This is a genomic window from Desulfosporosinus burensis (assembly GCF_054657535.1).
The window spans coordinates 281191-305680 of the sequence record NZ_BAAHYN010000002.1 but is presented as its reverse complement, the minus strand read 5'-3'; the positions used below and the strand labels follow the sequence as shown (position 1 = coordinate 305680).

Sequence of the window (24490 nt, the reverse complement as noted above, 5' to 3'; positions counted from 1 at the left end):
TTCAGATGGGGGAATAAAGAATGCTTTTATATGAAGTTGAGGGAAAAGCGGTGTTTAAGTCCTTTGGTATCCTTGTTCCCCGGGGCGAAAAAGCAACAACTCCGGAAGAAGCAAGGCTAGTAGCCCAAAGCCTCGGCAGCGAGGTTGTTTTAAAGGGTCAGATTTCGTCAGGTGGGCGGGGTAAGGCTGGTGTGGTTAAGTTTGCCCAGACTCCTAACGAAGCGGAGAGCATTGCCAAAGACTTATTCTCAAAAGTTATTAATGGAGAGCAAGTTAAACTTCTTTTAGTAGAAGAAAAGATTAATATAGCAAATGAGTTATATCTTGGTATAACTCTCGATCCTGCCCTGCAAAAGCCAGTCATCATCGGCTGTACTGAAGGCGGGATGGATATTGAAGAGGTTGTAGAGAAATATCCGGATAAAATTGTCAAGTACCCATTGGATGTATTAAAGGCTTTCAAAGTGCACTATGCCTATGAATTTATGAAAGAATTAGGATTTAGTGGTAAACAATTGACTAAAGCCGGAGATATTTTAGTTAAGCTCGTAAGAGCCTATTTTGAGTATGATGCCATAACTGTTGAAATTAACCCTCTGGTGATAACCAAAGAAGGAGAGATTGTTGCAGCAGATTCTAAATTGGTTGTGGATGATTCAGCTCATTACAGACATCAAGAACTACCCTGGGAGAGGCTCGATGAAAGTCTTAAACCTTTAGAAAGGGAAGCGAAAGAGGCAGGCTTTCCCTTTGTATTACTAGAGAACGAGGGAAATATTGGTATTATTGGTGGGGGCGCCGGGGTCGGCTTAGCAACGATGGATACCATTTATCATCATGGGGGAATACCTGTTAACTTTTTAGATACTGGTGGTGGGGTTACTCGAGAGAGGATGGCCAAAGCGGTAGAGGTAGTACTAAAGAGTCCGGGTGTAAGAGGAGCTATTCTCAATCTTTTTGGTGGAATCAATAATTGTGCCATTATGGCTCAAGGCGTGATTGATGAGTTAGAAAAACAGACGGTAGATATACCAATTGTCGTTAAAATGAGAGGGCATCATCAGGAAGAAGGTTGGGAATTGCTTGAAAAATCCAAGGTCCCTCTCGTCAAATATGGCTCTACAGATGAAGCCGCCGCACTACTTATGAAACTTGTTCGAGAGAGGAGTGAAGAAAATGTCTGTGCTAGTTGATGAAAATACTAAAGTTATTATTCAAGGAATCACCGGCAAGCACGGTTCTCATCACACTAAGCTCATGCAGGAATATAATGCGAAGGTTTTAGCAGGAGTTTCCCCTGGTAAGGGTGGCTCGGAAGTTTATGGCGTACCCGTATTTGATACTGTTAAGGAAGCTATTAAGCAACAACCGGATATTAATGCTTCGTTCATCATAGTCCCCCCTGCTGGGGTATTGGCTGCCGCTGAGGAAGCGATTGAGAACGGGATACCCTTAGTTGTGATTATTACCGAGCACGTTCCCGTACACGATACCCTAAAAATTAAATGGCTGGCAGAACAGAATGGAGCTAAGGTTGTTGGGCCGAATACTATTGGGGTAATTAGTCCTGGAAAATCTAAGGTGGGGATTATGCCTGGCTATATTTATAGTCCTGGTAACATTGGGGTTATCTCAAGGAGCGGAACCATGACGCATGAGATCTCTTCAAATTTGAGTTATCACGGAATTGGTCAGTCTACCTGCATTGGAATTGGCGGTGACCAAATTAATGGTTTTACCGCAGTTGATGCTCTAGAATTATTCAAAGATGATGAAGAAACTAAAGGAATCGTTCTAATTGGAGAGATTGGTGGAAGCAACGAAGAGTTAGTGGCAGAATACATTGAAAAAACCGGTTATCCAAAACAGGTATACGCCTTCATTGGCGGTCAGTTGGCGCCTCAAGGCAAGAGGATGGGTCATGCAGGGGCCATTGTGCAAAAAGGCAAGGGTACAGCTCAATCAAAGATGGAAGCTCTCAGCAAAGCAGGAGTAAAGGTTGCTAAGACGATTGATGAGTTAGTAAACACGATCAAATTTGATGTAAATGGTTAAACGAATGAGTTTAATAATTAAGAGCAAAACTGAATCTAACGACTTATCGTAAATATTTGACAAATTAATACTTGTTTTTTTTAGAGTATAGTGTTAAATTTTAAGCAAGACATGGTAAAGGCAATACTCTGAATCTTATAACTGCTGGTTACCTGTGGATAAGGCCTTTAAAAACTTTATCTATTAGCCGGTAATACCCAGCACAAAAGTCTATCGAATAGGTAGGTTTTTGTGCTGGTTTTTTTCCTCTAACAATTATTGTAAGGTAATTAGACAGAGTTAAGTATGCCCAAACCTTCTAAGAGGCCAGACTTGAAGTTAGGCTTTCTTTAGAAAAGATTTATCGAATTTTGCCTAAAACTAATTAGATTGACTGGAAGGGGGAGATTACACCTATTATAGGTACAAATTATTATTGTAGATCCTAACTACTAGTTGCAGAGGTGAATGTCACAAGCAAAATCCGTAAAAAATGACTTCGTAAAGAATAAGTGAAGATGAAGGAGAGGGAAATGAACATGAAAAAATTCCGACTACCAATCTTGGGGCTCGCGCTGTTATTTATGCTATCTTCAGTAGTGGGTTGCGGTTCTAAAACAAACAGCACTAGTGATACCCCGACTAAGAAGGCTGAGTCTTTCCCCACAAAAGGGATATCCTTAGTTGTTCCATATGCAGCAGGTGGTGGAACTGATATGGTTGCTAGGATTCTAGCTACCCAAGTGGAGAAGGAGCTAGGTCAAAGTGTTACAGTTGTGAATAAACCAGGTGGAGGTTCTGCACCAGGTATGCTCGATGTGTCTCAGGCAAAACCTGATGGTTACAACCTTGTAATAGTTGCTCCTCCAGTAGTTGCAATGAGCCGCCTTGGGCAAGCAAAAATAAGTTATAAAGATCTTCAACCAGTAATTGGAGTTAACAACGACTATTTTGCAGTGACAGTTGCCAAGGACGCGCCTTGGAATACGATTCAAGAATTCATTGAGTATGCGAAGAAGAATCCGGGTAAGGTTCAAGTAGGAACGACTACTCCCGGTGGGGCATGGCATACTGCGGCTATAGCACTGGAAGATAAAACAGGTATTGATTTGAAGATTGTACCCTTTGAAAAAGGAGCACCACCGGCAATTGCAGAAATGTTAGGAGGCCATTTGGAAGCTATTACTGTCAGCGTTCCTGAAGTAGCAGCTAATGTAAAAGGTGGAAAATTGAAGATTCTTGCAGTAGCAGGTAACGAAAGAATAGAAGATTTTAAAGATGTACCGACCTTCAAAGAGGCAGGCATTGATGTTCCAGCGATTGGTGCCTATAGAGGAATCATGGCTCCTAAAGGGACTCCAGACGATGTCGTTAAAACGTTACACGATGCCTTTAAGAAAGCCGTTGACTCCAAAGAAGTAGTAGACTTTTTAAAGAAAAATATCTATGGTAAGATGTACCTTTCAACGGCGGATTGGACTAAGTTCTTAGAGAATGAGGATAAAATCTTCGTTGAGCTACTGGAGAAGAATAAGGATATGAAGTAGCCCATGGTTTTCCTTATTGATTTTGAATTTTCTATTTAAAGGGGCGGGAATAACCCGCCCTTGTCCCCAAACTTATATTGTGGGGTGAAAGCAATGTCCAAATTAACTAAATCTACCGTCAATATTTTGATCGCACTTGTGTTTTTGTGTTTAGCTATCTATATGTATACTGAGACATCACACTACCCAGCACCCCCTGAGGGCATGCTTGGTCCTGCTTTTTTCCCACGTTTTATTGCGCTTACAATGGGAATTTTGGCCCTAACCCTACTTGCTATTTCAGTAATAACAAAGGACAAGAGCAGGGCAAATTTGACGGAAGATATCGATGGTAAAAAATCGCTTATCTTCATCATAGGCATGGTTTTATATGTAGCACTATTGGAACCTCTAGGATTTATAATTTCAAGTTTTATATTTATGTCGTTTTTAGTTATGTTAATGCAAAATTTTGCAAAGCAAGCCTTACTGAAGTCAATAACACTTTCTTTAGTATGTGTATCTGCAGTGTACTACCTTTTTGGAGAGGTTTTTGAAGTAGCCTTACCTACAGGAATTCTTAGTACATGGTTTTAGAGTAAAGGGGTGAGGAAATGAATGAAAGTTTAATGGCTGCTTTCTCTATGGCATTCTCCTTCGAGTCTTTAGTTTATATATTTCTAGGGGTTTTTGGCGGAATAATTGTGGGGGCACTGCCTGGGTTAACTGGCACGATGGGAGTGGCCATCTTAATCCCGTTAACGTTCGGAATGCAGGCGCATGAGGCTCTTCTATTGTTGGCCGGCGTATATAATGGTGCGATGTATGGTGGATCGATTTCGGCTATCTTAGTTAATATTCCTGGTACACCTTCTTCACTTGCCACTAATATGGATGGTTATCCCATGGCTCAACAGGGTAAAGCTGGGAGAGCTTTAGGGTTGGCTACAGTAGGGTCCTTTATTGGTGGCACATTTAGTGTGATTGTCTTATCCTTAGCGGCACCTAAAATTGCTCAAGCTGCGCTGATGTTTAGTAACCCTGAGTACTTTGCTCTAGCCGTTTTTGGACTAAGTATTATTGCTGGTATTTCCGGAAATTCCATATTAAAGGGTTTGATTGCAGGGTTATTGGGGATGTTTTTAGCTACTATTGGTATGGATCCACTTGTAGGCTATGAAAGATATACCTTTGGATCGGATCGACTATTAGGTGGAATTGATCTACTTCCACTTATGATTGGTCTTTTCGGATTATCTGAAGTAATGGGACAAGTTGTTGATATTAAAGAATATAAAGTATTAAAGCAGAAGTTGACAGACTTTGTTCCAAAGTTATCCCTTCTCGCTAAACATTGGTTTACGATATTGCGTTCGTCGGTAATCGGCACCTTTATTGGGGCGGTACCGGCTGCTGGTGGTCCTATCGCAGCACTTTTAGCCTATAATGAGGCTAAGAGAACCTCGAAAAATCCAGACAACTTCGGAAAAGGTGAGGAAGAAGGGGTCATTGCGGCTGAAACGGCTAATAATGCCACATGCGGTGGCGCTCTTATTCCACTCTTAACATTATCCATCCCAGGTGATGGAGTAACCGCGGTCATGCTCGGAGCCTTTATGATTCACAATGTACAACCTGGTCCACTCCTGTTCAAGGAAAATGCCGATTTAGTTTATACGATATTTATGGGTATGGGAATTGCCAATGTATTTATGTTAATTCTAGGATTGGGTGCCTTAAGATTTTTCGCAAAGATTATTAATACACCAAAATATTATTTAATGCCAGTTATTGTGCTTTTGTGTGTCGTGGGATCGTATAGTGTGAGAAATAGTATGTTCGATGTGTATACAATGTTGTTTTTTGGTGTTCTAGGTTTCGTTATGGATAGGATAAAGATTCCTGTTGCCCCCATTATTTTAGGCTTGATTCTTGGCCCTATGGCTGAAGCAAACTTCAGAAGAGCACTAATCTCTAGTGATGGGGACTATTCAGTATTTTTTACCTCTCCCATTAGTGCTGTAACGCTAGCAATTACGGTCTTAGTTTTGGTGCTACCAATCATCAAAAAGGCATTAGCCCTCCGCTCAGTTACTAAGTAACTATGTATGGACGCGACAAATTGCTTTTTATCAGCCCCAAACGGGGCTCCATTTAACTTTTCTTTTAAAATAATATAAAACAAGCACCAAATTGGAGGTGAGTAGAGATGATACTTCGTGTCGATATGGCTAATCTTACCATTGACCATGAACCAGTTAAAGAAAAATACAGCTTGCTCGGTGGACGGGCATTGATTGCCCGGTTTTTGCTAGATGAAGTTAACCCGACCTGTGAACCCTTAGGCAGGCATAACAAACTAATCTTTGCTCCCGGCCTGTTAGGTGGAAGCAAGGTGTTTAGTTCTGGCCGAATCTCAATTGGGGGAAAAAGCCCACTCACCGGCGGTGTCAAAGAAAGTAATGGCGGTGGGGTCGTTGGCGTAAAATTAGGCCGTTTAGGGTATAAAGCGATTATTATTGAGGAACTTCCTCAGAACGACCAGAAGTATTTGTTATATGTCAATCAAGAGGGGATAAAACTATTACCTGCCAACGACTATTGGGGATTAGGAGTCTATGATACGGCTGCAAGGCTCCGAGAAAAGTTTGGTAAATCTATTGCCATCTCCTGTATTGGACCGGCGGGTGAGAAAAAGTTTTTATCCGCTGGAATCGCAAATACTGATACAGAGGGAGTCCCTAGTCGCTATAGTGGACGTGGTGGTTTGGGTGCAGTCATGGGTTCTAAAGGAATTAAAGCTCTGATTATTGATGATTCTGGGGTCAAATCAATAGAGCCAATCCACGCAGAGAAGTTTAAAGCAGCCTTAAAAGAGTATGCCCGCTTGTCTGGTGAATCTCCAGTAACTCAAGTTTATACTAAGTATGGGACGGCGGCTACTTTGCAAGTAGCAAATGCTCTGGGAGGTTTGCCGACTAGAAATTTTTCTGCAGGTGTCTATGAAAAGGCAGAAGTGATTAGCGGTGAACATTTATATGACGTTCTTGTAGAACGCAAAGGAAAACCTTCACACGCTTGTATGCCAGGCTGTATCATTCGTTGTTCAAATGTCTATGTCGATAAGCAGGGAAAGGAGATTGTATCTCCGTTAGAATATGAAACCATTGCTTTAATGGGCTCGAATTTAGAGATTGATGATTTTGATGTCATTGCTCAACTAAATTACCTATGTAATGATTACGGTATAGATACCATTGAAACTGGCGCAACTCTAGGGGTTGCTATGGACGGAGGTCTGCTAGCGTTTGGGGATGCAGAGGGTGCGCTTAACTTAGTTCACGAGATTGGGAAGGGATCATTAGTTGGTCGTGTGCTAGGCATGGGGGCTCAGATCGCTGGGAAGGTTCTTGGGGTAAGTAATGTTCCGGTAGTTAAAGGACAAGCTATGCCGGGCTATGAACCGAGAGGAATCAAAGGGACAGCCGTGACCTATGCCACATCCCCAATGGGAGCAGATCATACTGCTGGGATTACAATCAGAGCTAAAGTTGACCATCACTCTCCAGAAGGGCAAGCGGGATTATCTCGAAAAGCTCAGTATACTGTCCCTATTTGGGATGAATTAGGGCTGTGTTTATTTGCTTCTGCAACCCTAGGACCAAACTTAGAGTTATTATGTGAAATTATTAATTCACTAATGGATCTGGATCTAGATGAAGCAAAGTTATTCGAATTAGCGGCTAATACGGTTCAGTGGGAACGGGAATTTAATAAAAGAGCTGGCTTTACTAAGGCTGATGATCGTTTACCAGAGTATTTCCGTGAAGTTAACAATCCAGCGAATAATTGTGTCTTCGACGTCAGTGATGAGGAATTGGATAGTGTACACGAGTAAACAAGACAGTGACAAATTCTCTGAGAAATTGGACTTAAATATAGAAGCGGATTACGGATTGAATCATCCTGTATGCTGGAATAAGTAGAGAGGAAAGGTAGATAGATGACTACATTGACAAGCCCTTACCACTTTTTGATTCGTCGAGTTCATTCTTTGTTAGGGTTAGTGCCCATTGGAATATTTCTCCTGTTTCACATGTTTTTGAATCTATCAGCCCACTTTGGAGCGGCACTCTATGACAAGGTCATTGAAACTATGCAAAGTGTTCCCGGGATCTTCATTATTGAGCTAATCGTAATTTTCCTGCCAATTGCCTTCCATGCTATCTATGGTGCTTGGGTGGTCTATACAGGACAAGGTAATGTCTTGCGCTATCGTTATGCACGAAATTGGTTTTATCTAATTCAAAGGGTCTCAGGAATCTATACCGTTCTTTTCGTGATTGGCCATGTCTATGCTTTACGCTTTGGTGAAGCGAACTTTGCTGCTATGCAAAGTTTTGTTGCTAATTCAGGGGGACTTATTTTTTATGCCTTAGGAATTCTATGCGCGATGTTCCATTTCACGAACGGGTTGTGGGCGTTTGCCATTACTTGGGGAATAACAGTAGGGCCTAATGCTCAGAGAATATGGTCATATGTATGTGCAGCAATATTCGTTTTAATGTCTGTTATCGGGCTGATTGACTTAGCAGCCTTCCTATAATGTTCTGAAATCTTTATACCAGATATTCAAGAGAGGGGATAAGATGTGAGCAAGGTTATCGTAGTCGGCGGGGGACTAGCAGGATTAATGGCCACTATTAAAATCGCAGAAACTGGGACACCTGTCGATCTATTCTCTTTGGTTCCGGTGAAGAGATCTCACTCTGTCTGTGCTCAAGGTGGTATCAACGGAGCCGTTAATACCAAAGGAGAAGGAGATTCACCCTGGGAACATTTTGATGACTCAGTCTATGGCGGGGATTTTCTCGCGAATCAACCGCCAGTCAAAGCAATGTGTGAGGCGGCACCAGGAATTATACATTTGATGGATCGGATGGGGGTAATGTTTAATCGTACTCCTGAAGGACTTTTAGACTTCCGCCGTTTCGGGGGGACAAAGCATCATCGCACAGCCTTTGCTGGAGCTACTACCGGACAACAATTGATATATGCTCTTGATGAACAAGTTCGGCGCTTTGAAGTTGAAGGGTTAGTTCAGAAATATGAGGGCTGGGAATTGCTTTCTGCAGTGCTTGATCAGGGAATCTGCAAAGGGATAATCGCCCAGAACCTAAAAGATATGAGCATTCAAGCTTTCGCAGCAGATTCCGTAATAATCGCCACAGGCGGACCGGGTATGATTTTTGGTAAAAGCACGAATTCAACCATCAATACGGGTTCTGCTGTTTCTGCCCTTTATCAGCAGGGTGTGAAATACGCCAATGGCGAGTTTATTCAGATCCATCCTACCGCTATTCCTGGTGAAGACAAACTAAGGCTAATGTCAGAGTCAGCTCGTGGGGAGGGTGGACGAGTCTGGACCTATAAGGAGGGGAAACCCTGGTATTTCCTGGAGGATATGTTTCCTGCTTATGGTAATCTTGTTCCTCGTGACATTGCAACTAGAGCTATTTATCAGGTTGTGTTCGATTTAGGGTTAGGTATCGATGGAGAAAACATGGTTTACCTAGACCTGTCTCATAAAGATCCAGAAGAACTACAGATTAAGTTAGGCGGAATTCTGGAGATTTACGAGAAGTTTATTGGGGATGATCCCAAGAAAGTCCCGATGCGGATTTTCCCGGCCGTACACTACTCTATGGGTGGACTATGGGTAGATAATGACCAAATGACCAATATCCCAGGTCTGTTTGCAGCTGGAGAGTGTGAATATCAATATCACGGAGCTAACCGTTTAGGTGCCAATTCTCTTCTCTCGGCTATCTATGGCGGAATGGTGGCAGGGCCAAAATCACTTGAATATATCAAGAATAATAAAGTTAAGCCCGCTTCTGTAGATGAACTTGTCTTCAAAGACCAGAAAAAGCACGAGGAAGAGAAATGGGCGAAGATTCTAAACCTGAAAGGAAAAGAAAATCCGTACCTCTTACATAAGGAACTCGGCGATATTATGACTCAAAACGTAACGGTTGTACGTTATAACGATAAATTAGAAGAGACTGATCAGAAATTACAAGAGATTATGCAGCGTTGGCATGATCTTAAGCTTATTGATGAGGTTCGCTGGAGTAATCAGACAGCCCTGTTTATCCGGCAACTATGGAATATGCTGGAACTGGCTAGGGTGATTACTATTGGGGCACTAAAACGTAACGAAAGCCGAGGAGGCCATTATAAGCCGGAATTTCCGGAACGTGATGATGAAAACTGGCTTAAAACCACCATTGCTACCTGGACGACCGGAGGACCAGAGTTCAGTTATGAGCCTGTAGATGTCTCACTAATTCCGCCGCGAGCCAGGCGTTATGATGTAGAGAAGTAAGGGGGGATAAATATGACTGAGCAAACAACAATTCGCTTAAAAATACGTCGCCAAGGTGGTCCAAACACCGCAGCATGCTGGGAAGAGTTTGAACTTCCCTACAAGCAGAAAATGAACATCATATCCTGTCTGATGGAGATACAGAAAAATCCTGTCAATGCTAAGGGCCAGATAACAAACCCAGTAGTATGGGAATGTAATTGCCTCGAGGAAGTATGTGGAGCTTGCACTATGAATATAAATGGTCAAGTACGGCAGGCTTGCTCTGCTTTAGTAGACCAGATAGAGCAACCAATTGTACTTGAACCGTTGAGCAAGTTTCCGCTCATCCGCGACTTGATGGTAGATAGGACGATTATGTTTGAAAACTTGAAGAGGGTTCACGCTTGGATTGACATCGATGGTACCTATGATTTAGGACCAGGTCCTCGGATGGCCGAGGTTAAAAGACAATGGGCGTATGAACTCTCCAAATGCATGACCTGTGGTTGCTGTATGGAATCCTGCCCACAAGTCAACTCACGCTCTAAATTTATCGGTCCTTCGGCAATCTCTCAAGTTCGCCTGTTTAATGCTCACCCAACCGGTGAAATGCATAAGCACGTTCGATTAGATGCACTTCTTGATGAGGGCGGCATTGCGGACTGTGGTAATGCTCAAAACTGTGTGAGAGCATGTCCGAAGGAGATTCCTCTGACCACTGGAATTGCAGAGTTGAATAAGGACGTTAATAAGTATGCCGTGAGTCGGTGGCTGAATAAATAGGAGTTTCTTAATATAAATGTTCGGGTTAGTCTTTTAGTGTTGGGTTCAAGCGTAATGCTCTTTAATAGGCTAAAAGCCCAGTATGGTTTTATAGGCATACTGGGCTTTTTTGAACTAATCAGACCCCCATGCCGCTGCGCGGCACCACTGATGGATGAAAATTTTGTCCATAATACTACTAAGGCTGGCGAAGGTAGGTCGAACTTTCTTGGTGCCGCGAGCCCGTTAGTCAGACGGACCACATCGACCTGGTGTATCGCAGATTGTTGCTCCTTCGGGAAGCACGCAGGGCAGAATAACCCGTATTGGTTGTTGCACCAGCCTTAAACAAAACCAGTCTAAGGAGAAGTTATGGTATGGAAGTCTTGCATGAACGTTGTTGCGGTCTGGATGTGCATAAAAAGAGTATCACAGCCTGCATCATCACTCCCAAAGGAAAGGAGATTCGAACATTTACAACAATGACCCGGAATCTAATCGAACTGTGTCAAAAGCAACCGCAGCACCCATGTCGCGATGGAGAGTACGGGTGATTACTGGAAACCTATCTATAACCTTTTAGAACTAGAGGACCTACAGCCGATGGTAGTCAATGCTCAGCACATAAAAGCAGTGCCTGGACGGAAAACAGATGTTAAAGATGCCGAGTGGATTACGCGTTTACTGCGTCATGGTCTGGTACAAGGGAGCTTTATCCCGAACCGAGAGCAAAGAGAATTAAGAGAGATCGTCCGCTATCGACGAAGCATCATTGAAGAAAGAACGCGGGAAGTGAATCGTCTCCAAAAGGTATTAGAGGGAGGTAACATAAAACCATCCTCTGTAGCTTCAAATGTTTTGGGCGTATCTGGGCGAAATATGCTGGAAGCTATGATCAATGGAGAAAACGACACTTCGGTTTTAGCGGATTTTGCTCAAAAGGCGCTAAAGGCTAAAAAAGAACAATTGAAACTTGCACTAGAGGGACGACTCGGAGCACATCAGTTGTACATGATGGAGAAGCAATTAGCTCATATCGATTAAATCAATGAACTAATTAGCAAGTTGGACGATGAAATCGAGAAACGTATGAGCCCTTTTACGGAAGACCTGAAGTTATTGGATTCCATACCCGGAGTTGGAAAACGAACCGCTGAACAAATTATAGCGGAAGTTGGTACAGATATGTCACGATTCCCTACACCAGGCCACCTATGTTCGTGGGCTGGGATGACTCCAGGTCATGATGAAAGTGCAGGAAAAAAAGTCCACCAAGACGCGTAAAGGAAACAAGAAGCTACGAAGTGCCCTGACTGAAGCAGCAAAAGTGGCGTCTCGTACGAAAAACACCTACTTATCGGCTCAATACCATCGTATCGCGGCTCGACGAGGAAAGAATAAAGCGGCGATAGCTGTAGGACATACTATACTATCCCTAGTACATATCTTGTTAACGCGAAAACAAGAATATGTGGATTTAGGATTCAACTATTTTGACGAACGCAAGAAAGACATCTTGATTAGAAATTCGATCAAAAGACTGGAGTCCTTTGGTTTAGTAGTGAGTGTCCAAGAACAAACGGCATAAAAGTAATCAAAAAAACTATAACTAAGTTAAAGAATAGCCCGGGTACTTTGTTTTATAGTCATTAAAGTACTAACACTTACTCTTTTTAAACGGTAACCTTAGGGCTTGGTTTCCTATTGTCAGAACGAAAATCATACTACTTTTTGAATTTTCAGGGCAGAAAGTATAACTTACGTTACATACTTTCTGTAGCATAAGTGCAACTAGGCGGCCGCCTCGCCAAGGCTTAGCACCAGCCAAGTTTTCTATATACTAATCAGACCCCCATGCCGCAATGGGGCACCACTGAAGAATGGAAAACTTATTTTCCAGGGCAGAAAGCATAACCTAAATGCAATATACTTTGAGTGCAACTAAGGACCGCCTTCGCCAAGGCTTGGCACTAGCAATGTTTCTTTATACTAGGCTCCCAAGCCGCTAACGGCACCATCAAAGAATGAAAACTAATAATAACAAGAACTGAATAGCGCGAAGTTCAAGCTTAGTTACAAAGGAGTTATAGTAATGATTATTGATTTTAGAATTAGGCCCCCTTTTGGTAGTTTTCTAGATGCTATTATGTATAGTGATATTCAACGAACTGCTAACTTTTCAGAAAAAATGGGGATGTATCAAGCTGAGTCTGTTAATAAGAAATCCATGGACCTTATGATTAAAGAGATGGATGAGGCAGGAATTGATATTGGTGTTATTCCTGGCAGGAAAGCAAATCCCAAAATGGGAATTGTAGCGAATGAGGATATTGCTATTCTACTTAAGGAGTATCCGGAGAGGTTTATTGGGTTTGCTGGGATTGATCCGACTAATCACAAGGACGCTTTACGCGAGATCGATGATTTAGTAACAGATGGACCGTTTAAAGGGGTTGTGCTCGAGCCAGGGGTGTTGACCGAGACTATGTATGCAGACGACCGAAGAATCTACCCGATATATAAGAAGTGCTCTGAGCAAAATATCCCCGTAATTTTAATGGTGGGAGGTAATTCAGGCCCCGATGTTAGTTATTCAATGCCTCTTGCAGTAGATCATGTTGCTACTAACTTTCCCAACTTGCCTTTGATAATATCACACGGAGGTTGGCCACACGTCACTGAAATGTTGCATGTGGCTTGCAGAAGGCCTAATATTTATATATCTCCCGATATGTATATGGTTAATCTTCCTGGGTTTCAGGATTATGTGATGGCGGCCAATTATATTCTTCAAGATCGATTCTTGTTCGCAACATCTTATCCCTTTGTTCCCCTTAAAGAGGGAGTAGAGTATTTCTGCAATTTACCGATTAAGCCTGAGGTGCTACCAAAGTTGTTATATAAAAATGCAGCAAAGATCTTAGGGCTAGACGTTGATGGGATTAAGAAATAATTTCCTTATTACAGTACATTTCTGAAAAGGGGAAACATTATGGAGAAAATAGGGGTTATTGGTTTAGGGATAATTGGTTCCCTGATAGTAAAGCGGCTATTGAAAAACGATATAGAAATAATCGCTCATGACATGGATCCAAATAAAATGGCCTTACTTAAACCTTTAGGACTAAAGCTAGCTGGATCTCCGGCAGATGTGGCTGCAAATAGCAGTTGGATTATCACTTGTGTTACAGATGCTCAAACAGTAGAGGATGTGTTAATCGGCAATAATGGGGTCATTGATACTATTAAACCTGGAAGTGTGGTAGTGGAAATGTCTCCATCTACCCCAATTACAACCAGAAGAGTTGCCGAGTTTTTAGAAAAGAGGGGTGCGGATATTATTGATGCGCCTGTTAGTTCAGAAGTTAGTGCGAATGGAGAGCATACTTTATCCTTTGTGATTGGCGGGAAGGAAGAGGTTCTTGAACGATGTCGCCCGATACTTAGTTTTCTAGGAACAAATATTATCCATGTCGGAGATTTAGGTTCTGGCCATATCGTTAAAGCCTTAACTCTCATGATGTTAGGGGCAAATTTAGTTTCTGCAGCAGAAATAGTGGGACTTGGAGTGAAGAGCGGTTTAGACAGAAAAAAAATCTTAGATGTCATTAATGTTAGCAGCGGCGAGAATATTGTCACGTCCAATCACTATCTCAAGCATATCTTACAGGATACGTATGACTCTCATATCTCAATGGAGCTTATGCTGCAAAATATTATGCTTAGTACTCAAATCGCACATCAAATGGATGTTTCAGCCTTAGTTGCCACACGCCTCGAGGAAATTTATGCTATGGCTTGTAATCATGGGGCGGTGTCGGAAGATAGTATGAAAATTGTTCCATATATACAAGGTTTAATGGGATTACAAGCCGAAGATTTTTAAACCATATAAAGGTCAGGGAATTATATTTGGAACATTATCGCTAAAAAGGAGTGATTAGCGCTGGAACGAATACGAATAGGTATCATTGGTCTAGGAGTCATGGGAAGTGCCATGTGTCGACGTTTATCGTTAGTAAATCAGTCGATATCGGTGTATGATGTTAATCAAACAGCGGTTGACAGAATGTTAGAGGTCGGTGTGGAAGTTAGAGAATCGCCCGCAGAAGTGGCTCAATACAGTGACTTTATTCTAGCTTCGCTGCCTAACGAATCTGTGATTGAGACTGTAGTATTCGGAGAAAATGGTTTGCTGTCTGGGATAAGGCCTGGAAGTATATTCGTGGATTTATCCAGCTCCACTCCATCAATGACCCGAAGAGTAGGGGAGGCATTATTAGCGAAACAGGTTGAAATGCTTGATGCTCCTGTGAGCCGTGGAGCAAGAGCTGCAAAAGAAGGAACCCTATCCATTATGGTAGGGGGCAAATTAGAGGTTCTGGAGCGTTGTCGTTTTATACTTGAACAACTTGGAACGGATATTATTTATGTCGGGGATTTGGGTACAGCCCATACTTTAAAATCCTTAAACAATTTACAAGCTGCCACTAATTTAATGATATCCTTAGAAGCCGTGAATATTGCCACTAAAGCTGGAATTGATCCTTATACATTTATCAAAGCGGTTAATGCTAGTAGCGCAGGCAGTAATGTGACAGCTACAAGGTTTCCTGATTTTTATTTACCGCGGAAATTTGAGTCAAACTTTGCTTTGGGCCTTATGTATAAAGATTGCTCAATCGCGTTAGACATAGCGAGACAATTGGGAACCCCAATGCTGTTTACAAGCCTAACTCAACATCTTTACGCAATAGCAATGTCTAAAGGAATGCAGGATGAAGATAATACTAAGATTATGCTTTTAATGGAAGAATTAATGAGAGTTAACTATAACCCACTTAGCGATGTGACGTCTTAAACGTGATAACTTTGTATTAATATTCAGGTGTAAAAGGTAGAAAGAAGAGGATGAACGTTAAAGAGAATAGCAAAAGTAGGTATCATGGTTGGAACATAGTCATGGCAGCTTCGATGATAACTCTGTTGACCGTAGGATTTCGGCTGGGGGTTGGTCCTTTTGTCAAACCAATTATGACGGACCTAGGGATGTCTCGAACGGACTTTTCACTGATAGTGGCCATAAGTGCGCTAATTTATGGAGTAGGGATGCCATTAGCCGGATTTCTGTTAAAACGCTATAGCACACGTTTTGTCTTGATAATAGGCGTGATCATGGTTTGCATCTCCCTAGTCTGGACAATTTTTGCCAAAGGAACGATTCCTTTTTTACTGTCGTTTGGAATTCTGCTGTCACTAGGGCTTGCCTTCTTGAGTCCAGTCACCATGACACCGATTATTAGCAGCTGGTTTGTTCGCCAGCGAGGTAGAGCGCTTTTCTATTTGTCCAGTGGCTCCATGGCCGGAATTGCGATTATGTCCCCTCTTGAAACGTTCTTAATCGAATTATGGGGATGGCAGAAAACGCTTTTGTTCTTTGCTGGGTTGTTTATCTGTGTCGTGATTCCCTGTGCCCTTTTTGTGATGCGGGATGAGGTACCTGAGGGCGCAGATGAGGAAAGCAGAGAAGTTGCAAAAGGCGTTAAAGCTAAGGCGTCGGTGAAAAAGCAGGAAATCACTTGGAGGGACGCTGTTAACACACGAGCCTATTGGCAGATTGTTATGGGACTCTTCGCTTGCGGATTCAGTATGAATCTCTTAGGTTCTCATGCTGTTCCAATGCTGATCGATCATGGTTTTGAACCAATGACAGCCTCGTTCGGAGTAGGAATCATAGGGATAGTAGCGATTTTCAGTACCTTACTCTTAGCCTCGATTGCTGATCGTTATTCGCGGAAGAACATTTTATTCATAATCTACTTTGTTCGTGGGTTGGGGTTTCTAGGCTTAGTCTTTGCAGCCGCGCCATGGCAACTCTATCTTGTTGCAGCAGCTGGTGGGATGGTATGGGCTGGATCCACTGCGATGTCTTCTGCTATTCTTAGCGATCTTTATGGTGTAAAGTTACTAGGCCTTTTATACGGATGGGCTTATTTTGGACATCAAATTGGCGGAGCAATTGGCACATTTTTAGGTGGCTGGGGATATGAAACATGGGGTACGCATTTCTTTGCCTTTGGATTGACCACCGTTATTTTGTTGACCGCCAGTGGAATATCTTATCAGTTACCGAGCATTACACACCCCATTAGCAAGCAAAAGCACTTTCAAGCATCATGAGATTGTTCAAAAACTGGAGTACAAATGGACGACAACCATTTGATACTCCAGTTTTTTGGTGCTAGGGAGACAGACACATCTGGTTTGCCTAAATACATATAATGGGATGTATAGAATAAGTTGGAACACGATGCCCTGGTTTTGATGCTAGGAAGTATAAAACCAACTGATATAAGCAGAATGAAACTTTCTGGAGTGTCAGTGCAACTTAGGCTAACGCCGGCGCCTAAAAGGCTTCTCCGCTAAACTAACACGTGCGAAGACAGTGTCTTCGGGCACTAGCCAATTTTCTATACAGCGCTTATGATATGGGAGGTGAATCTCCATGGAAATAGGTGTGCTGGCCCTTCTTGGGAAGACGGTTTCGCTCATGGAGATTAAAGTCTCTTACTATTTCTTCGCTAGAAAGCCGTTCGATTGATGAGGTGGCGTTAAACATGAAGCAGGTCTTTCTCAGGAACTCAGGAAGGAGGAAGGCTATGATCGAGGTTAAGGAACTGACCAAAGTATATCGTGAAGGGCGAGGAATATGGAACACTAGCTTTCAGGTCGATCCGGGAACAGCGTTTGGATTTCTCGGTCCGAACGGAGCAGGGAAGACCACGACTATCCGCCTATTAATGGGGTTTTTAAGGCCTGATTCTGGACTAGTCACGATTAACGGCTATGATTGCTGGAGAGAAAAGACGGAAGTGAAGAAGATGGTCTGTTACCTTCCTGGTGAACTTCATTTTATGGAAAACCTAACAGGCCTTGATTTTTTAGATCTTATCGCTGGAATGCATAGTGATTGTCTTCAAATAAAGAAGAACCGAGATCATTTCGTTCGTTCTCTAGACTTAGATTTAAAGATTCTCATCCGGAAGATGTCTAAAGGGATGAAGCAGAAGTTGGGGATTATATCAGCCTTGATGTTGGACGCCAGTGTGCTTATCCTCGATGAACCGACTTCAGGACTAGACCCATTAATGCAAAAAGTGTTTATTGATTTAATCCTCGAGGAAAAGAAAAAAGGGAAGACTTTGTTTATGTCTTCCCACCAATTTGCGGAGATTGAACGCACGTGTGAACAGGTTGGAATTATTCGGGAAGGGAACCTTCTAGCCGTTCAAAGTATTTCTCAGCTTAGAGAAGCAGAGTATCAAACGTTCGAAATTGAAGTCGAGAGTGAAGAGGACGCTGAGCTTCTCAAGCAGAGCCAGTTAGAGCTAACCCCTATTCAAGGGAGATGTTTCGTCATCCGTGTTGCGGGTGAACTGGATAGACTGTGGTTGGTTCTCGCCCAAGTTCGGGTCAAAGGCTTTAGACAACGTTCTCTGGAGTTAGAAGAGGCTTTTATGAATTTTTTCCGATAGTCCTCAAAATTCGGTCGAGAGGCTCAGTGGCAAACTAAGGTGGGGTGACTATGAATAGGGCATTGTTTCGAGCGATGTTTAAGCAGTATCGCAAGAAAGTAGCTGCCATCTCAACTGGAATTATCCTTTATGAAGGACTCTTAACCTGGGTTTACCCTGTGATTGCTAAAAATCCAGCAGTTACACGGGTTGCAGAGTCTATGCCATCAACGGTCAAGACTGTGTTTGGAATCTCTGAAAATGCCCGGATCGATACGTTCGAGGCCTTTATATCGGGCCAGTTTTTTGCAAGGATCTGGGTAATGCTCATGGCCTTATATGGAATTCAAACGGCGAATGCCGTTCTTGCGAAGATGGTGGATGATGGATCTTTGGCTTTTCTTCTCTCTACACCAGTATCGCGAAGTGAGATTCTTGCAACTCAAACTGCCGTTTTAATAAGTACAAACGCGATTCTAGTCACTGCTACGATCGCTGGCCTGTATTTTGGGACCTTTTGTTCAGGAATTGAAATAAATTATGCGCGTTATTTTCGAGTAGGGCTCTTAGGAGTGGCCTTTTTCTCACTGATAGAAAGCTATAGTCTCTTTTTTTCAGCTTGGTTTGTTGAGGAAGAAAGGGCTTTAACTTATGCTACTGGGTTGACGTTGGCCTTTTACGGATTGGATATTGTGGGTGGGCTCAGTAGTAAATTATCCTGGCTCAAAAACTTCTCTCTTTTCCAATGGTTTCAGCCGCAAGAAGTACTTGAGGGGACCATGAATCCTCAGCGGACCATTATAGGGCTTAGTGTCGCTTCAGCCGTTCTATGGTACGTGACAAAAAAAGTATTTGAGGGCCAGGATCTAGCTATTTAGTTCTTGATAAGTTTAATTTGGCAGCTTTTTGCGAAGTAAGGTATAGTACATGACCAGTGCTAACAGAGCAAAAATAGCTGAGCTGCCATACATGTATACGTAGCCCATTTTTTGGGCTAAGAAGCCGAGCAAAACAGCACCCAGCCCAATGCCCAAGTCCATTGCCACGGCAAAGGTTGCATTAGCTGCGCCTCTACGTTCAGGTGGAGATAAGGATATAACCAGGGCGTTTAAAATTGGTTGAACGGTTCCAAAACCAAGACCGTAAACAACACCCACGAGCAGAAACATGGGTAAAGAAGTAGCCATAACCAGCAAAAGCAGAGCGGTAGCTATCAATAATATTCCGGGAACCAGGAATTTTCGTGCTCCATAACGATCAGCCAGTTTTCCGATGATCGGACGGCCAAACAACAATACCAAGGCATAAACCGTAAAAAACATTCCTATGTTTTCAACTCCCCGGTAGTGCGCGTAAGAAGGTAAAAAGCTTACGATTCCTCCGTAGGTTAGGGTGATAAAGAACAAAACTAAAGCCGGAGGTAACGCGGTCTTTTCCAGGATTACACCTTTTGTAAGTGGGACTCCGGCCTTTTGACTATTGATACGCGGTGTTTCATAATTGATAAAGAACGAGCCTGCCAAGCCAAGGGCGGCTAAAATCGCTGAGCCAGTGAATAAGACAGAGTAACTGCTGTACTCGACAAGGTATAACCCCATTGCTGGCCCAAGTGACATGGCGATGGTGGCGGCTATTCCGTAATAACCCATTCCTTCGGCCCGCCTGACAGCCGGTATTACGTCTGAAGCCATCGTTCCTGTGGCAGTAGTTGATGCACCCCATCCGACCCCATGAACTACTCTTAGGGCTAGTAAGGTAATGATAGAGAAGGCAAGGTGGTAGGCCAGGACTGAAACAAGGAAAATGCTAACCCCGATGAGCAGTATTACTTTTCGTCCCTTCCGATCAAGCATGTTACCAAACCAAGGGCGCACTAAAACAGCGGAGAGCGTAAAAAGAGCAACAATTGTTCCGGCTACAGTCTCGTTACCTCCAAGGGTTTGGGCATATAAAGGAAGCGTCGGGAGCAGCATATACATTGATAAAAACATACAAAAGGAGACAACCAGAATTAAAAAGAAAGTTTTGTTCCATATTTGGGCTTGTGGTACGGCATTAGCTTTGGGCATTGACATTGGTAGCCCTCCTCAGATTAATAATATTTACTTTTCTACAGCATTGGCAGCCATTTTTTGTAATAACCCGAGTGCAGTTTCTGATTCACGTTTCAGATAAACTAGAGGTGATAATATCAAGCTGTAATTGCAACTAATATACTATTGAATCGTTGCTAGCGCAACTAATTTTATTTAAGCTTAGTTCAGTGAGACTATGACTTTATTCTAGTCAATTTATGAGTCCTGGTCTATAATGTATTAAGTTAGAAGAACGTGAAAGTGAGGTCACTAACTTGAGAATGACAGGAGCAGAGGCTATTATTGAGTCTCTGAACAATGAAAACGCAGACGTAGTGTTTGGCTATCCTGGTGGAGCAGTCTTAACACTTTATGATGCCTTGTTCAAAGCAGAATTTAACCATATTCTAACGAAGCATGAACAGGGGGCGGTCCATGCGGCCGACGGTTATGCCCGGGCGACCGGAAAGGTTGGGGTTGTTATTGCTACTTCCGGGCCAGGGGCCACCAATCTGGTGACCGGGATCGCCACAGCTTACATGGATTCTATTCCATTAGTGGCTATTACGGGTCAAGTTTCTGTTCCATTGATCGGGCGGGATTCCTTTCAGGAGGCAGATATTCGAGGCATCACGACCCCGATTACGAAACACAACTATTTGGTTAAGCAGGTTGAAGATTTACCAGGGGCTTTAAAAGAAGCTTTTTATATTGCCCGTACAGGCAGGCCTGGACCCGTAGTTGTGGATATCGCCAAAGATGTTTTTGCGGCTTCGTTAGACTATCATTACCCCACCGAAGTTAAATTGCGTGGTTATCGTCCAGTCTATGAAGGAAACTTAGAAACGATCGATAAGGTCTTTGACGAATTAAGAATAGCTAAAAAACCCCTTATCTTTGTAGGGGGTGGTGTCAATCTCTCTGATTCGTCTGAGGAATTAAAGAGTTTGATTGAACAGACTGGGTTTCCGGTGATCTCAACCTTAATGGGTTTAGGTTGCGTTCCTTTTGATCATCCTCAGTTTCTAGGAATGGTTGGCATGCATGGAACTTATGCAGCGAATATGGCGACAACGGAGTGTGATTTGCTCTTAGGAATTGGAGTGCGTTTTGATGATAGAGTCACAGGTCTCCTGGACGAGTTTGCTGCCAAGGCCAAAATTATTCACTTTGATATCGATCCTGCTGAAATCAACAAAAACGTTTTGGCCCATCTACGCGTTATCGGAGACGTGAAATGGTCGATACCTGCCCTATCTCAACGGGTTAAGCATGTTTCTAAGGAGTTGCAAGACCATGTTCAATCATGGATCGAGAAATGCCTCTTCTGGCAAGAGGAAAAGCCTTTAAGTTATGAACAGGATGCAGATCTTGTCATGCCTCAAGCGGTGGTTGAAAAAGTCAGTCTGTTGACTCAGGGTAATGCAGTGATTGTGACGGATGTTGGACAACACCAGATGTGGGTTGCGCAATACTACGGTTTTAAAAATCCACGCTCTTTGCTTACGTCAGGAGGGTTGGGGACGATGGGCTATGGTCTTCCTGCTGCCCTAGGAGCACAATGTGGTATGCCGGATAGACCGGTTATTCTTTTTATCGGTGATGGTGGAATGATGATGAATTGCCAGGAATTGGCTGTGGCTGCGGAATATAATTTTCCGGTTAAAGTCCTAGTCTTTAATAATCAGTGTTTAGGCATGGTCGCTCAGTGGCAGAGGATGTTTTACGGTGGACGCTATTCCCATACTAGTCTTAAAGGGTCGACGACTGATTTTGTAAAATTAGCCGAGGCAATGGGTGTTAAGGGTTTAAGGGTTCATAAACCAGAAGAATTGGGACTGATCTTGGAAGAAGCGATGGCCATTCCCGGTCCAGTAGTTGTTGATATTCGGATACCGGAAGTGTTAGACGTCCTACCAATGGTTCCATCCGGTGCTCGCTTGGATCAGATGATTATAGGGGGTAAAGAGGGATGAAGCATACACTCGCCGTTTTAGTCGAAAACAAACCGGGAGTTTTAACCCATATATCCGGACTGATTAGCCGTCGGGCCTTTAATATTGAAAGTATTGCCGCTGGATACACGGAGGAACCCGATACCACCAGAATCACAATTGTGGTTGAGGGAGATGAAATTGAGCAAGAACAGGTTGTTAATCAGTTGTCAAAATTAGTGGATGTCATCAAAATTAGTGACCTTACGGCGGTAGAGTCGATTCAACGGGAGTTAGCTTTGATTAAGGTCAAAGCCAGTGCTGCGACACGTTCAGATATCATCAATATTGTCGAGATTTTTCGAGCAAGCATTGTCGACGTTAACAGGGAAACGATGGTGATCGAGCTTTCTGGTGATGAAACAAAGATTGATGCCCTATGTCAAGTACTTGCAGAAGATCATGGAATTATTGAAATCGTACGCACGGGGAGGATCGCTCTTTCGCGAGGACCTGTTCCGGCAAAGGATCAAGGCATTTAATATAAAACAAAAGAGTGGGGCAATCCCCACTCTTTTGTACGTCGTTTCGTAGAACTCCAAAGTGTTTTAAACCTGTCAAAATTAATTGCGTACATCTTTTTTAGCTGAGAGAAACGAGTTAATGAGAGTTTCATACCGCTCGTAGGACGGTTTAGATTTCCCAAGCTTGATTATTTTTTGGTACATCATTGGTGCTTGTTCCTCAATGGCTTTTACTTTATCCTGCACAGTAGCAAAGGGTTCCGTAATTTCTTGATACTTAAGACATAATTGCTCATTTTTCCTTTGTATGATCCAATCTGTGGGTTTAGTTCGAGTAAGGGGTTGTGGTGTAAGAGGGGTACCAAACGAAAAATTAACGGTGTTTCCGACTCTCGTGAATCGATCTAAGAAATATCCCGCATTCCATAAACCCGTCACAAAGGCATCACGCATCATTGAATTTTCCAAGGTAATTGTTATATCCATCCTTAGTTCCGAAGGCTCGGAGAATTCACCAAGTTTGAATCCGGTTAACCACCAGTGTTTCCCTTCTCTTGAAAAGAGGATTTTGCCGTTCTTTCTAAGGGTAAACGACATTGGCAAGAGATGGTCATTACTAACGCAATGATAAAAGGTACCCTCAAATATTCCGAGGATTTTTAAGTTAAGAGCCTCGGTATACACACCTATTTCGCCACCGGTCACCATGTCATATTGACCTTTCCAGAAGGCTATCATCCATTTTTTGTCCCCGTATTCGAATAATATTGGTTCACAGTCCATAATCATCCCCAAAGGCGCGGCTGCTTCATCATATAGACGACAGTAGCCGACCTTTCTTTGCCAAGCATCCAGATTAGAATAGAAGATATCTTGGGTTGAATCATAAGAGTAGCCCACGATTTGGATGGTTTTATCTAATTCATCGTTACCCGTTCCCTGTAATAAGAAGTCAGACATAGGAATCTCCTCCTCAGTACATTTTATGAGATATAGGCATAGTATGGTGCATCAAGGTTGTGACTTTAAGCAAACCTCGATTCTTTAGGAGGGATGGAGGTACAAGGAGGGTACTTATGAACAGAGATGCCCATTTCTACCCATCATTTTAGATATTTTAAGTGATGTTTTTCACGAGCGAGACTTAATTAAACTGGGCATTGTTCTACATGCTTACGCTGATACGTTTGCGCACCAAGGGTTCAGTGGCATGGTGAGCAAAGTTAATGATATTAAGAGTTGTGAGGCTCTATCCAACAATTTAATTTATAAAAGCCCCATGTGGCTATTGAAAACCAAACAGAAAAACCAAGTAAAGGTAATATAATCCTACTTGCAGATTTGAAAATACCCAAATCAAGGAGCATTGTATGGTACAATACGGAAAAAAAGATTGCAACAATAGCAAATATATAATTTAGTGGCTTTTGTTTTGGCAAAAAATAAAAATATAATGAAAAATATTGACCATGTTATAAACTGGGAAAAAGATGAACGCCTATGAATCCAAAAGGTCCGTAATTTATCCAAGCAAATAGTCCAGTAACATATCCAAAACTATGAACCAGAACATCAATTATTCCACCAAAAATGATTCCATAAATAGACAAACGTTGGATTTCTTGTCTCGGTACATTTGCTATTAGGATGATTGCGAAAATTACTGTAAAGATAGGATAGATAAAGTATTTGGGCATTGATGCTGTCCCCTTCGTATTATCAGGTTTTAATTTAATTAGATTATCCACTAT

The 24490-nt window shown here is 42.6% G+C and carries 21 protein-coding genes and 1 pseudogene; 19 read left to right on the top strand and 3 right to left on the bottom strand.

The window, feature by feature from the left end; translation table 11 throughout:
* Positions 1-20 precede the first annotated feature (20 nt).
* From sucC to ACYQ3Q_RS04360, 16 genes and pseudogenes are all read left to right on the top strand, one after another.
* The gene (gene sucC, locus ACYQ3Q_RS04435; protein WP_459927441.1) at positions 21-1193 is read left to right on the top strand and encodes an ADP-forming succinate--CoA ligase subunit beta; all 1173 of its coding nucleotides are present in this window, start codon (positions 21-23) and stop codon (positions 1191-1193) included.
* Positions 1177-2055 (top strand): succinate--CoA ligase subunit alpha, encoded by an 879-nt coding sequence (gene sucD, locus ACYQ3Q_RS04430; RefSeq protein ID WP_459927440.1) that lies wholly within the window; start codon positions 1177-1179, stop codon positions 2053-2055. The genes sucC and sucD overlap by 17 nt, the downstream gene beginning before the upstream one ends.
* Before the next feature lie 518 nt (positions 2056-2573).
* Positions 2574-3581 carry a tripartite tricarboxylate transporter substrate binding protein gene (locus tag ACYQ3Q_RS04425; protein ID WP_459927439.1) on the top strand — a complete coding sequence of 336 codons (1008 nt, stop codon included), beginning with the start codon at positions 2574-2576 and terminating at the stop codon, positions 3579-3581.
* 93 nt (positions 3582-3674) lie between these two features.
* Complete coding sequence (locus tag ACYQ3Q_RS04420; protein ID WP_459927438.1) at positions 3675-4157, top strand: tripartite tricarboxylate transporter TctB family protein; 483 nt, start codon at positions 3675-3677, stop codon at positions 4155-4157.
* Positions 4158-4174: 17 nt separating this feature from the next.
* Positions 4175-5662 carry a tripartite tricarboxylate transporter permease gene (locus tag ACYQ3Q_RS04415; RefSeq protein WP_459927437.1) on the top strand — a complete coding sequence of 496 codons (1488 nt, stop codon included), beginning with the start codon at positions 4175-4177 and terminating at the stop codon, positions 5660-5662.
* Positions 5663-5769: 107 nt separating this feature from the next.
* Positions 5770-7458 carry an aldehyde ferredoxin oxidoreductase family protein gene (locus ACYQ3Q_RS04410; protein WP_459927436.1) on the top strand — a complete coding sequence of 563 codons (1689 nt, stop codon included), beginning with the start codon at positions 5770-5772 and terminating at the stop codon, positions 7456-7458.
* A gap of 105 nt (positions 7459-7563) precedes the next feature.
* A complete protein-coding gene (locus tag ACYQ3Q_RS04405) occupies positions 7564-8166 on the top strand; it encodes a succinate dehydrogenase cytochrome b558 subunit (protein ID WP_459927435.1) in 603 nt (200 codons plus the stop codon).
* Between the two features lie 45 nt (positions 8167-8211).
* A complete protein-coding gene (sdhA, locus tag ACYQ3Q_RS04400) occupies positions 8212-9948 on the top strand; it encodes a succinate dehydrogenase flavoprotein subunit (protein ID WP_459927434.1) in 1737 nt (578 codons plus the stop codon).
* Positions 9949-9960: 12 nt separating this feature from the next.
* Complete coding sequence (gene sdhB / locus ACYQ3Q_RS04395; protein WP_459927433.1) at positions 9961-10713, top strand: succinate dehydrogenase iron-sulfur subunit; 753 nt, start codon at positions 9961-9963, stop codon at positions 10711-10713.
* 356 nt (positions 10714-11069) lie between these two features.
* Positions 11070-12280, top strand: a pseudogene (locus ACYQ3Q_RS04390) (IS110 family RNA-guided transposase).
* A 504-nt stretch (positions 12281-12784) separates the two neighbouring features.
* Positions 12785-13645 carry an amidohydrolase family protein gene (locus tag ACYQ3Q_RS04385; protein WP_459927432.1) on the top strand — a complete coding sequence of 287 codons (861 nt, stop codon included), beginning with the start codon at positions 12785-12787 and terminating at the stop codon, positions 13643-13645.
* A 39-nt stretch (positions 13646-13684) separates the two neighbouring features.
* Complete coding sequence (locus ACYQ3Q_RS04380) at positions 13685-14578, top strand: NAD(P)-dependent oxidoreductase (protein WP_459927431.1); 894 nt, start codon at positions 13685-13687, stop codon at positions 14576-14578.
* A gap of 60 nt (positions 14579-14638) precedes the next feature.
* Positions 14639-15553, top strand: coding sequence for an NAD(P)-dependent oxidoreductase (locus tag ACYQ3Q_RS04375; RefSeq protein ID WP_459927581.1), 915 nt, complete (start codon positions 14639-14641; stop codon positions 15551-15553).
* A gap of 101 nt (positions 15554-15654) precedes the next feature.
* The gene (locus tag ACYQ3Q_RS04370; protein ID WP_459927430.1) at positions 15655-16872 is read left to right on the top strand and encodes an MFS transporter; all 1218 of its coding nucleotides are present in this window, start codon (positions 15655-15657) and stop codon (positions 16870-16872) included.
* Positions 16873-17351: 479 nt separating this feature from the next.
* The gene (locus tag ACYQ3Q_RS04365) at positions 17352-18227 is read left to right on the top strand and encodes an ABC transporter ATP-binding protein (protein ID WP_459927429.1); all 876 of its coding nucleotides are present in this window, start codon (positions 17352-17354) and stop codon (positions 18225-18227) included.
* A gap of 50 nt (positions 18228-18277) precedes the next feature.
* Complete coding sequence (locus tag ACYQ3Q_RS04360) at positions 18278-19084, top strand: ABC transporter permease subunit (protein WP_459927428.1); 807 nt, start codon at positions 18278-18280, stop codon at positions 19082-19084.
* A 12-nt stretch (positions 19085-19096) separates the two neighbouring features.
* Here ACYQ3Q_RS04360 and ACYQ3Q_RS04355 read toward each other — a convergent pair whose 3' ends face one another.
* The gene (locus ACYQ3Q_RS04355) at positions 19097-20281 is read right to left on the bottom strand and encodes an MFS transporter (protein WP_459927427.1); all 1185 of its coding nucleotides are present in this window, start codon (positions 20279-20281) and stop codon (positions 19097-19099) included.
* A 275-nt stretch (positions 20282-20556) separates the two neighbouring features.
* Between ACYQ3Q_RS04355 and ilvB the strand changes: the two genes are divergently transcribed.
* A complete protein-coding gene (ilvB, locus tag ACYQ3Q_RS04350) occupies positions 20557-22257 on the top strand; it encodes a biosynthetic-type acetolactate synthase large subunit (protein WP_459927426.1) in 1701 nt (566 codons plus the stop codon).
* Complete coding sequence (ilvN, locus tag ACYQ3Q_RS04345) at positions 22254-22757, top strand: acetolactate synthase small subunit (protein WP_459927425.1); 504 nt, start codon at positions 22254-22256, stop codon at positions 22755-22757. The genes ilvB and ilvN overlap by 4 nt, the downstream gene beginning before the upstream one ends.
* A gap of 81 nt (positions 22758-22838) precedes the next feature.
* Here ilvN and ACYQ3Q_RS04340 read toward each other — a convergent pair whose 3' ends face one another.
* Positions 22839-23699: a DUF4474 domain-containing protein gene (locus ACYQ3Q_RS04340; protein ID WP_459927424.1), complete on the bottom strand. Its 861-nt coding sequence runs from the start codon at positions 23697-23699 to the stop codon at positions 22839-22841.
* Positions 23700-23841: 142 nt separating this feature from the next.
* On the opposite strand from ACYQ3Q_RS04340, the gene ACYQ3Q_RS04335 reads away from it, so the two are divergent.
* Positions 23842-24066 (top strand): DUF6765 family protein, encoded by a 225-nt coding sequence (locus tag ACYQ3Q_RS04335; protein ID WP_459927580.1) that lies wholly within the window; start codon positions 23842-23844, stop codon positions 24064-24066.
* A gap of 145 nt (positions 24067-24211) precedes the next feature.
* Here ACYQ3Q_RS04335 and ACYQ3Q_RS04330 read toward each other — a convergent pair whose 3' ends face one another.
* On the bottom strand, positions 24212-24487 hold the full coding sequence (locus tag ACYQ3Q_RS04330; RefSeq protein WP_459927423.1) for a hypothetical protein: 276 nt from the start codon (positions 24485-24487) through the stop codon (positions 24212-24214).
* Positions 24488-24490 lie beyond the last annotated feature (3 nt).

What these genes read in the sequence shown, in the direction of transcription:
- sucC (WP_459927441.1), top strand. Translation starts at nt 21, where the DNA reads ATGCTTTTATATGAAGTTGAGGGAAAAGCGGTGTTTAAGTCCTTTGGT.
- sucD (WP_459927440.1), top strand. Translation starts at nt 1,177, where the DNA reads ATGTCTGTGCTAGTTGATGAAAATACTAAAGTTATTATTCAAGGAATC.
- ACYQ3Q_RS04425 (WP_459927439.1), top strand. Translation starts at nt 2,574, where the DNA reads ATGAAAAAATTCCGACTACCAATCTTGGGGCTCGCGCTGTTATTTATG.
- ACYQ3Q_RS04420 (WP_459927438.1), top strand. Translation starts at nt 3,675, where the DNA reads ATGTCCAAATTAACTAAATCTACCGTCAATATTTTGATCGCACTTGTG.
- ACYQ3Q_RS04415 (WP_459927437.1), top strand. Translation starts at nt 4,175, where the DNA reads ATGAATGAAAGTTTAATGGCTGCTTTCTCTATGGCATTCTCCTTCGAG.
- ACYQ3Q_RS04410 (WP_459927436.1), top strand. Translation starts at nt 5,770, where the DNA reads ATGATACTTCGTGTCGATATGGCTAATCTTACCATTGACCATGAACCA.
- ACYQ3Q_RS04405 (WP_459927435.1), top strand. Translation starts at nt 7,564, where the DNA reads ATGACTACATTGACAAGCCCTTACCACTTTTTGATTCGTCGAGTTCAT.
- sdhB (WP_459927433.1), top strand. Translation starts at nt 9,961, where the DNA reads ATGACTGAGCAAACAACAATTCGCTTAAAAATACGTCGCCAAGGTGGT.
- ACYQ3Q_RS04385 (WP_459927432.1), top strand. Translation starts at nt 12,785, where the DNA reads ATGATTATTGATTTTAGAATTAGGCCCCCTTTTGGTAGTTTTCTAGAT.
- ACYQ3Q_RS04380 (WP_459927431.1), top strand. Translation starts at nt 13,685, where the DNA reads ATGGAGAAAATAGGGGTTATTGGTTTAGGGATAATTGGTTCCCTGATA.
- ACYQ3Q_RS04370 (WP_459927430.1), top strand. Translation starts at nt 15,655, where the DNA reads ATGGCAGCTTCGATGATAACTCTGTTGACCGTAGGATTTCGGCTGGGG.
- ACYQ3Q_RS04365 (WP_459927429.1), top strand. Translation starts at nt 17,352, where the DNA reads ATGATCGAGGTTAAGGAACTGACCAAAGTATATCGTGAAGGGCGAGGA.
- ACYQ3Q_RS04360 (WP_459927428.1), top strand. Translation starts at nt 18,278, where the DNA reads ATGAATAGGGCATTGTTTCGAGCGATGTTTAAGCAGTATCGCAAGAAA.
- ACYQ3Q_RS04355 (WP_459927427.1), bottom strand. Translation starts at nt 20,281, where the DNA reads ATGTCAATGCCCAAAGCTAATGCCGTACCACAAGCCCAAATATGGAAC.
- ilvN (WP_459927425.1), top strand. Translation starts at nt 22,254, where the DNA reads ATGAAGCATACACTCGCCGTTTTAGTCGAAAACAAACCGGGAGTTTTA.
- ACYQ3Q_RS04340 (WP_459927424.1), bottom strand. Translation starts at nt 23,699, where the DNA reads ATGTCTGACTTCTTATTACAGGGAACGGGTAACGATGAATTAGATAAA.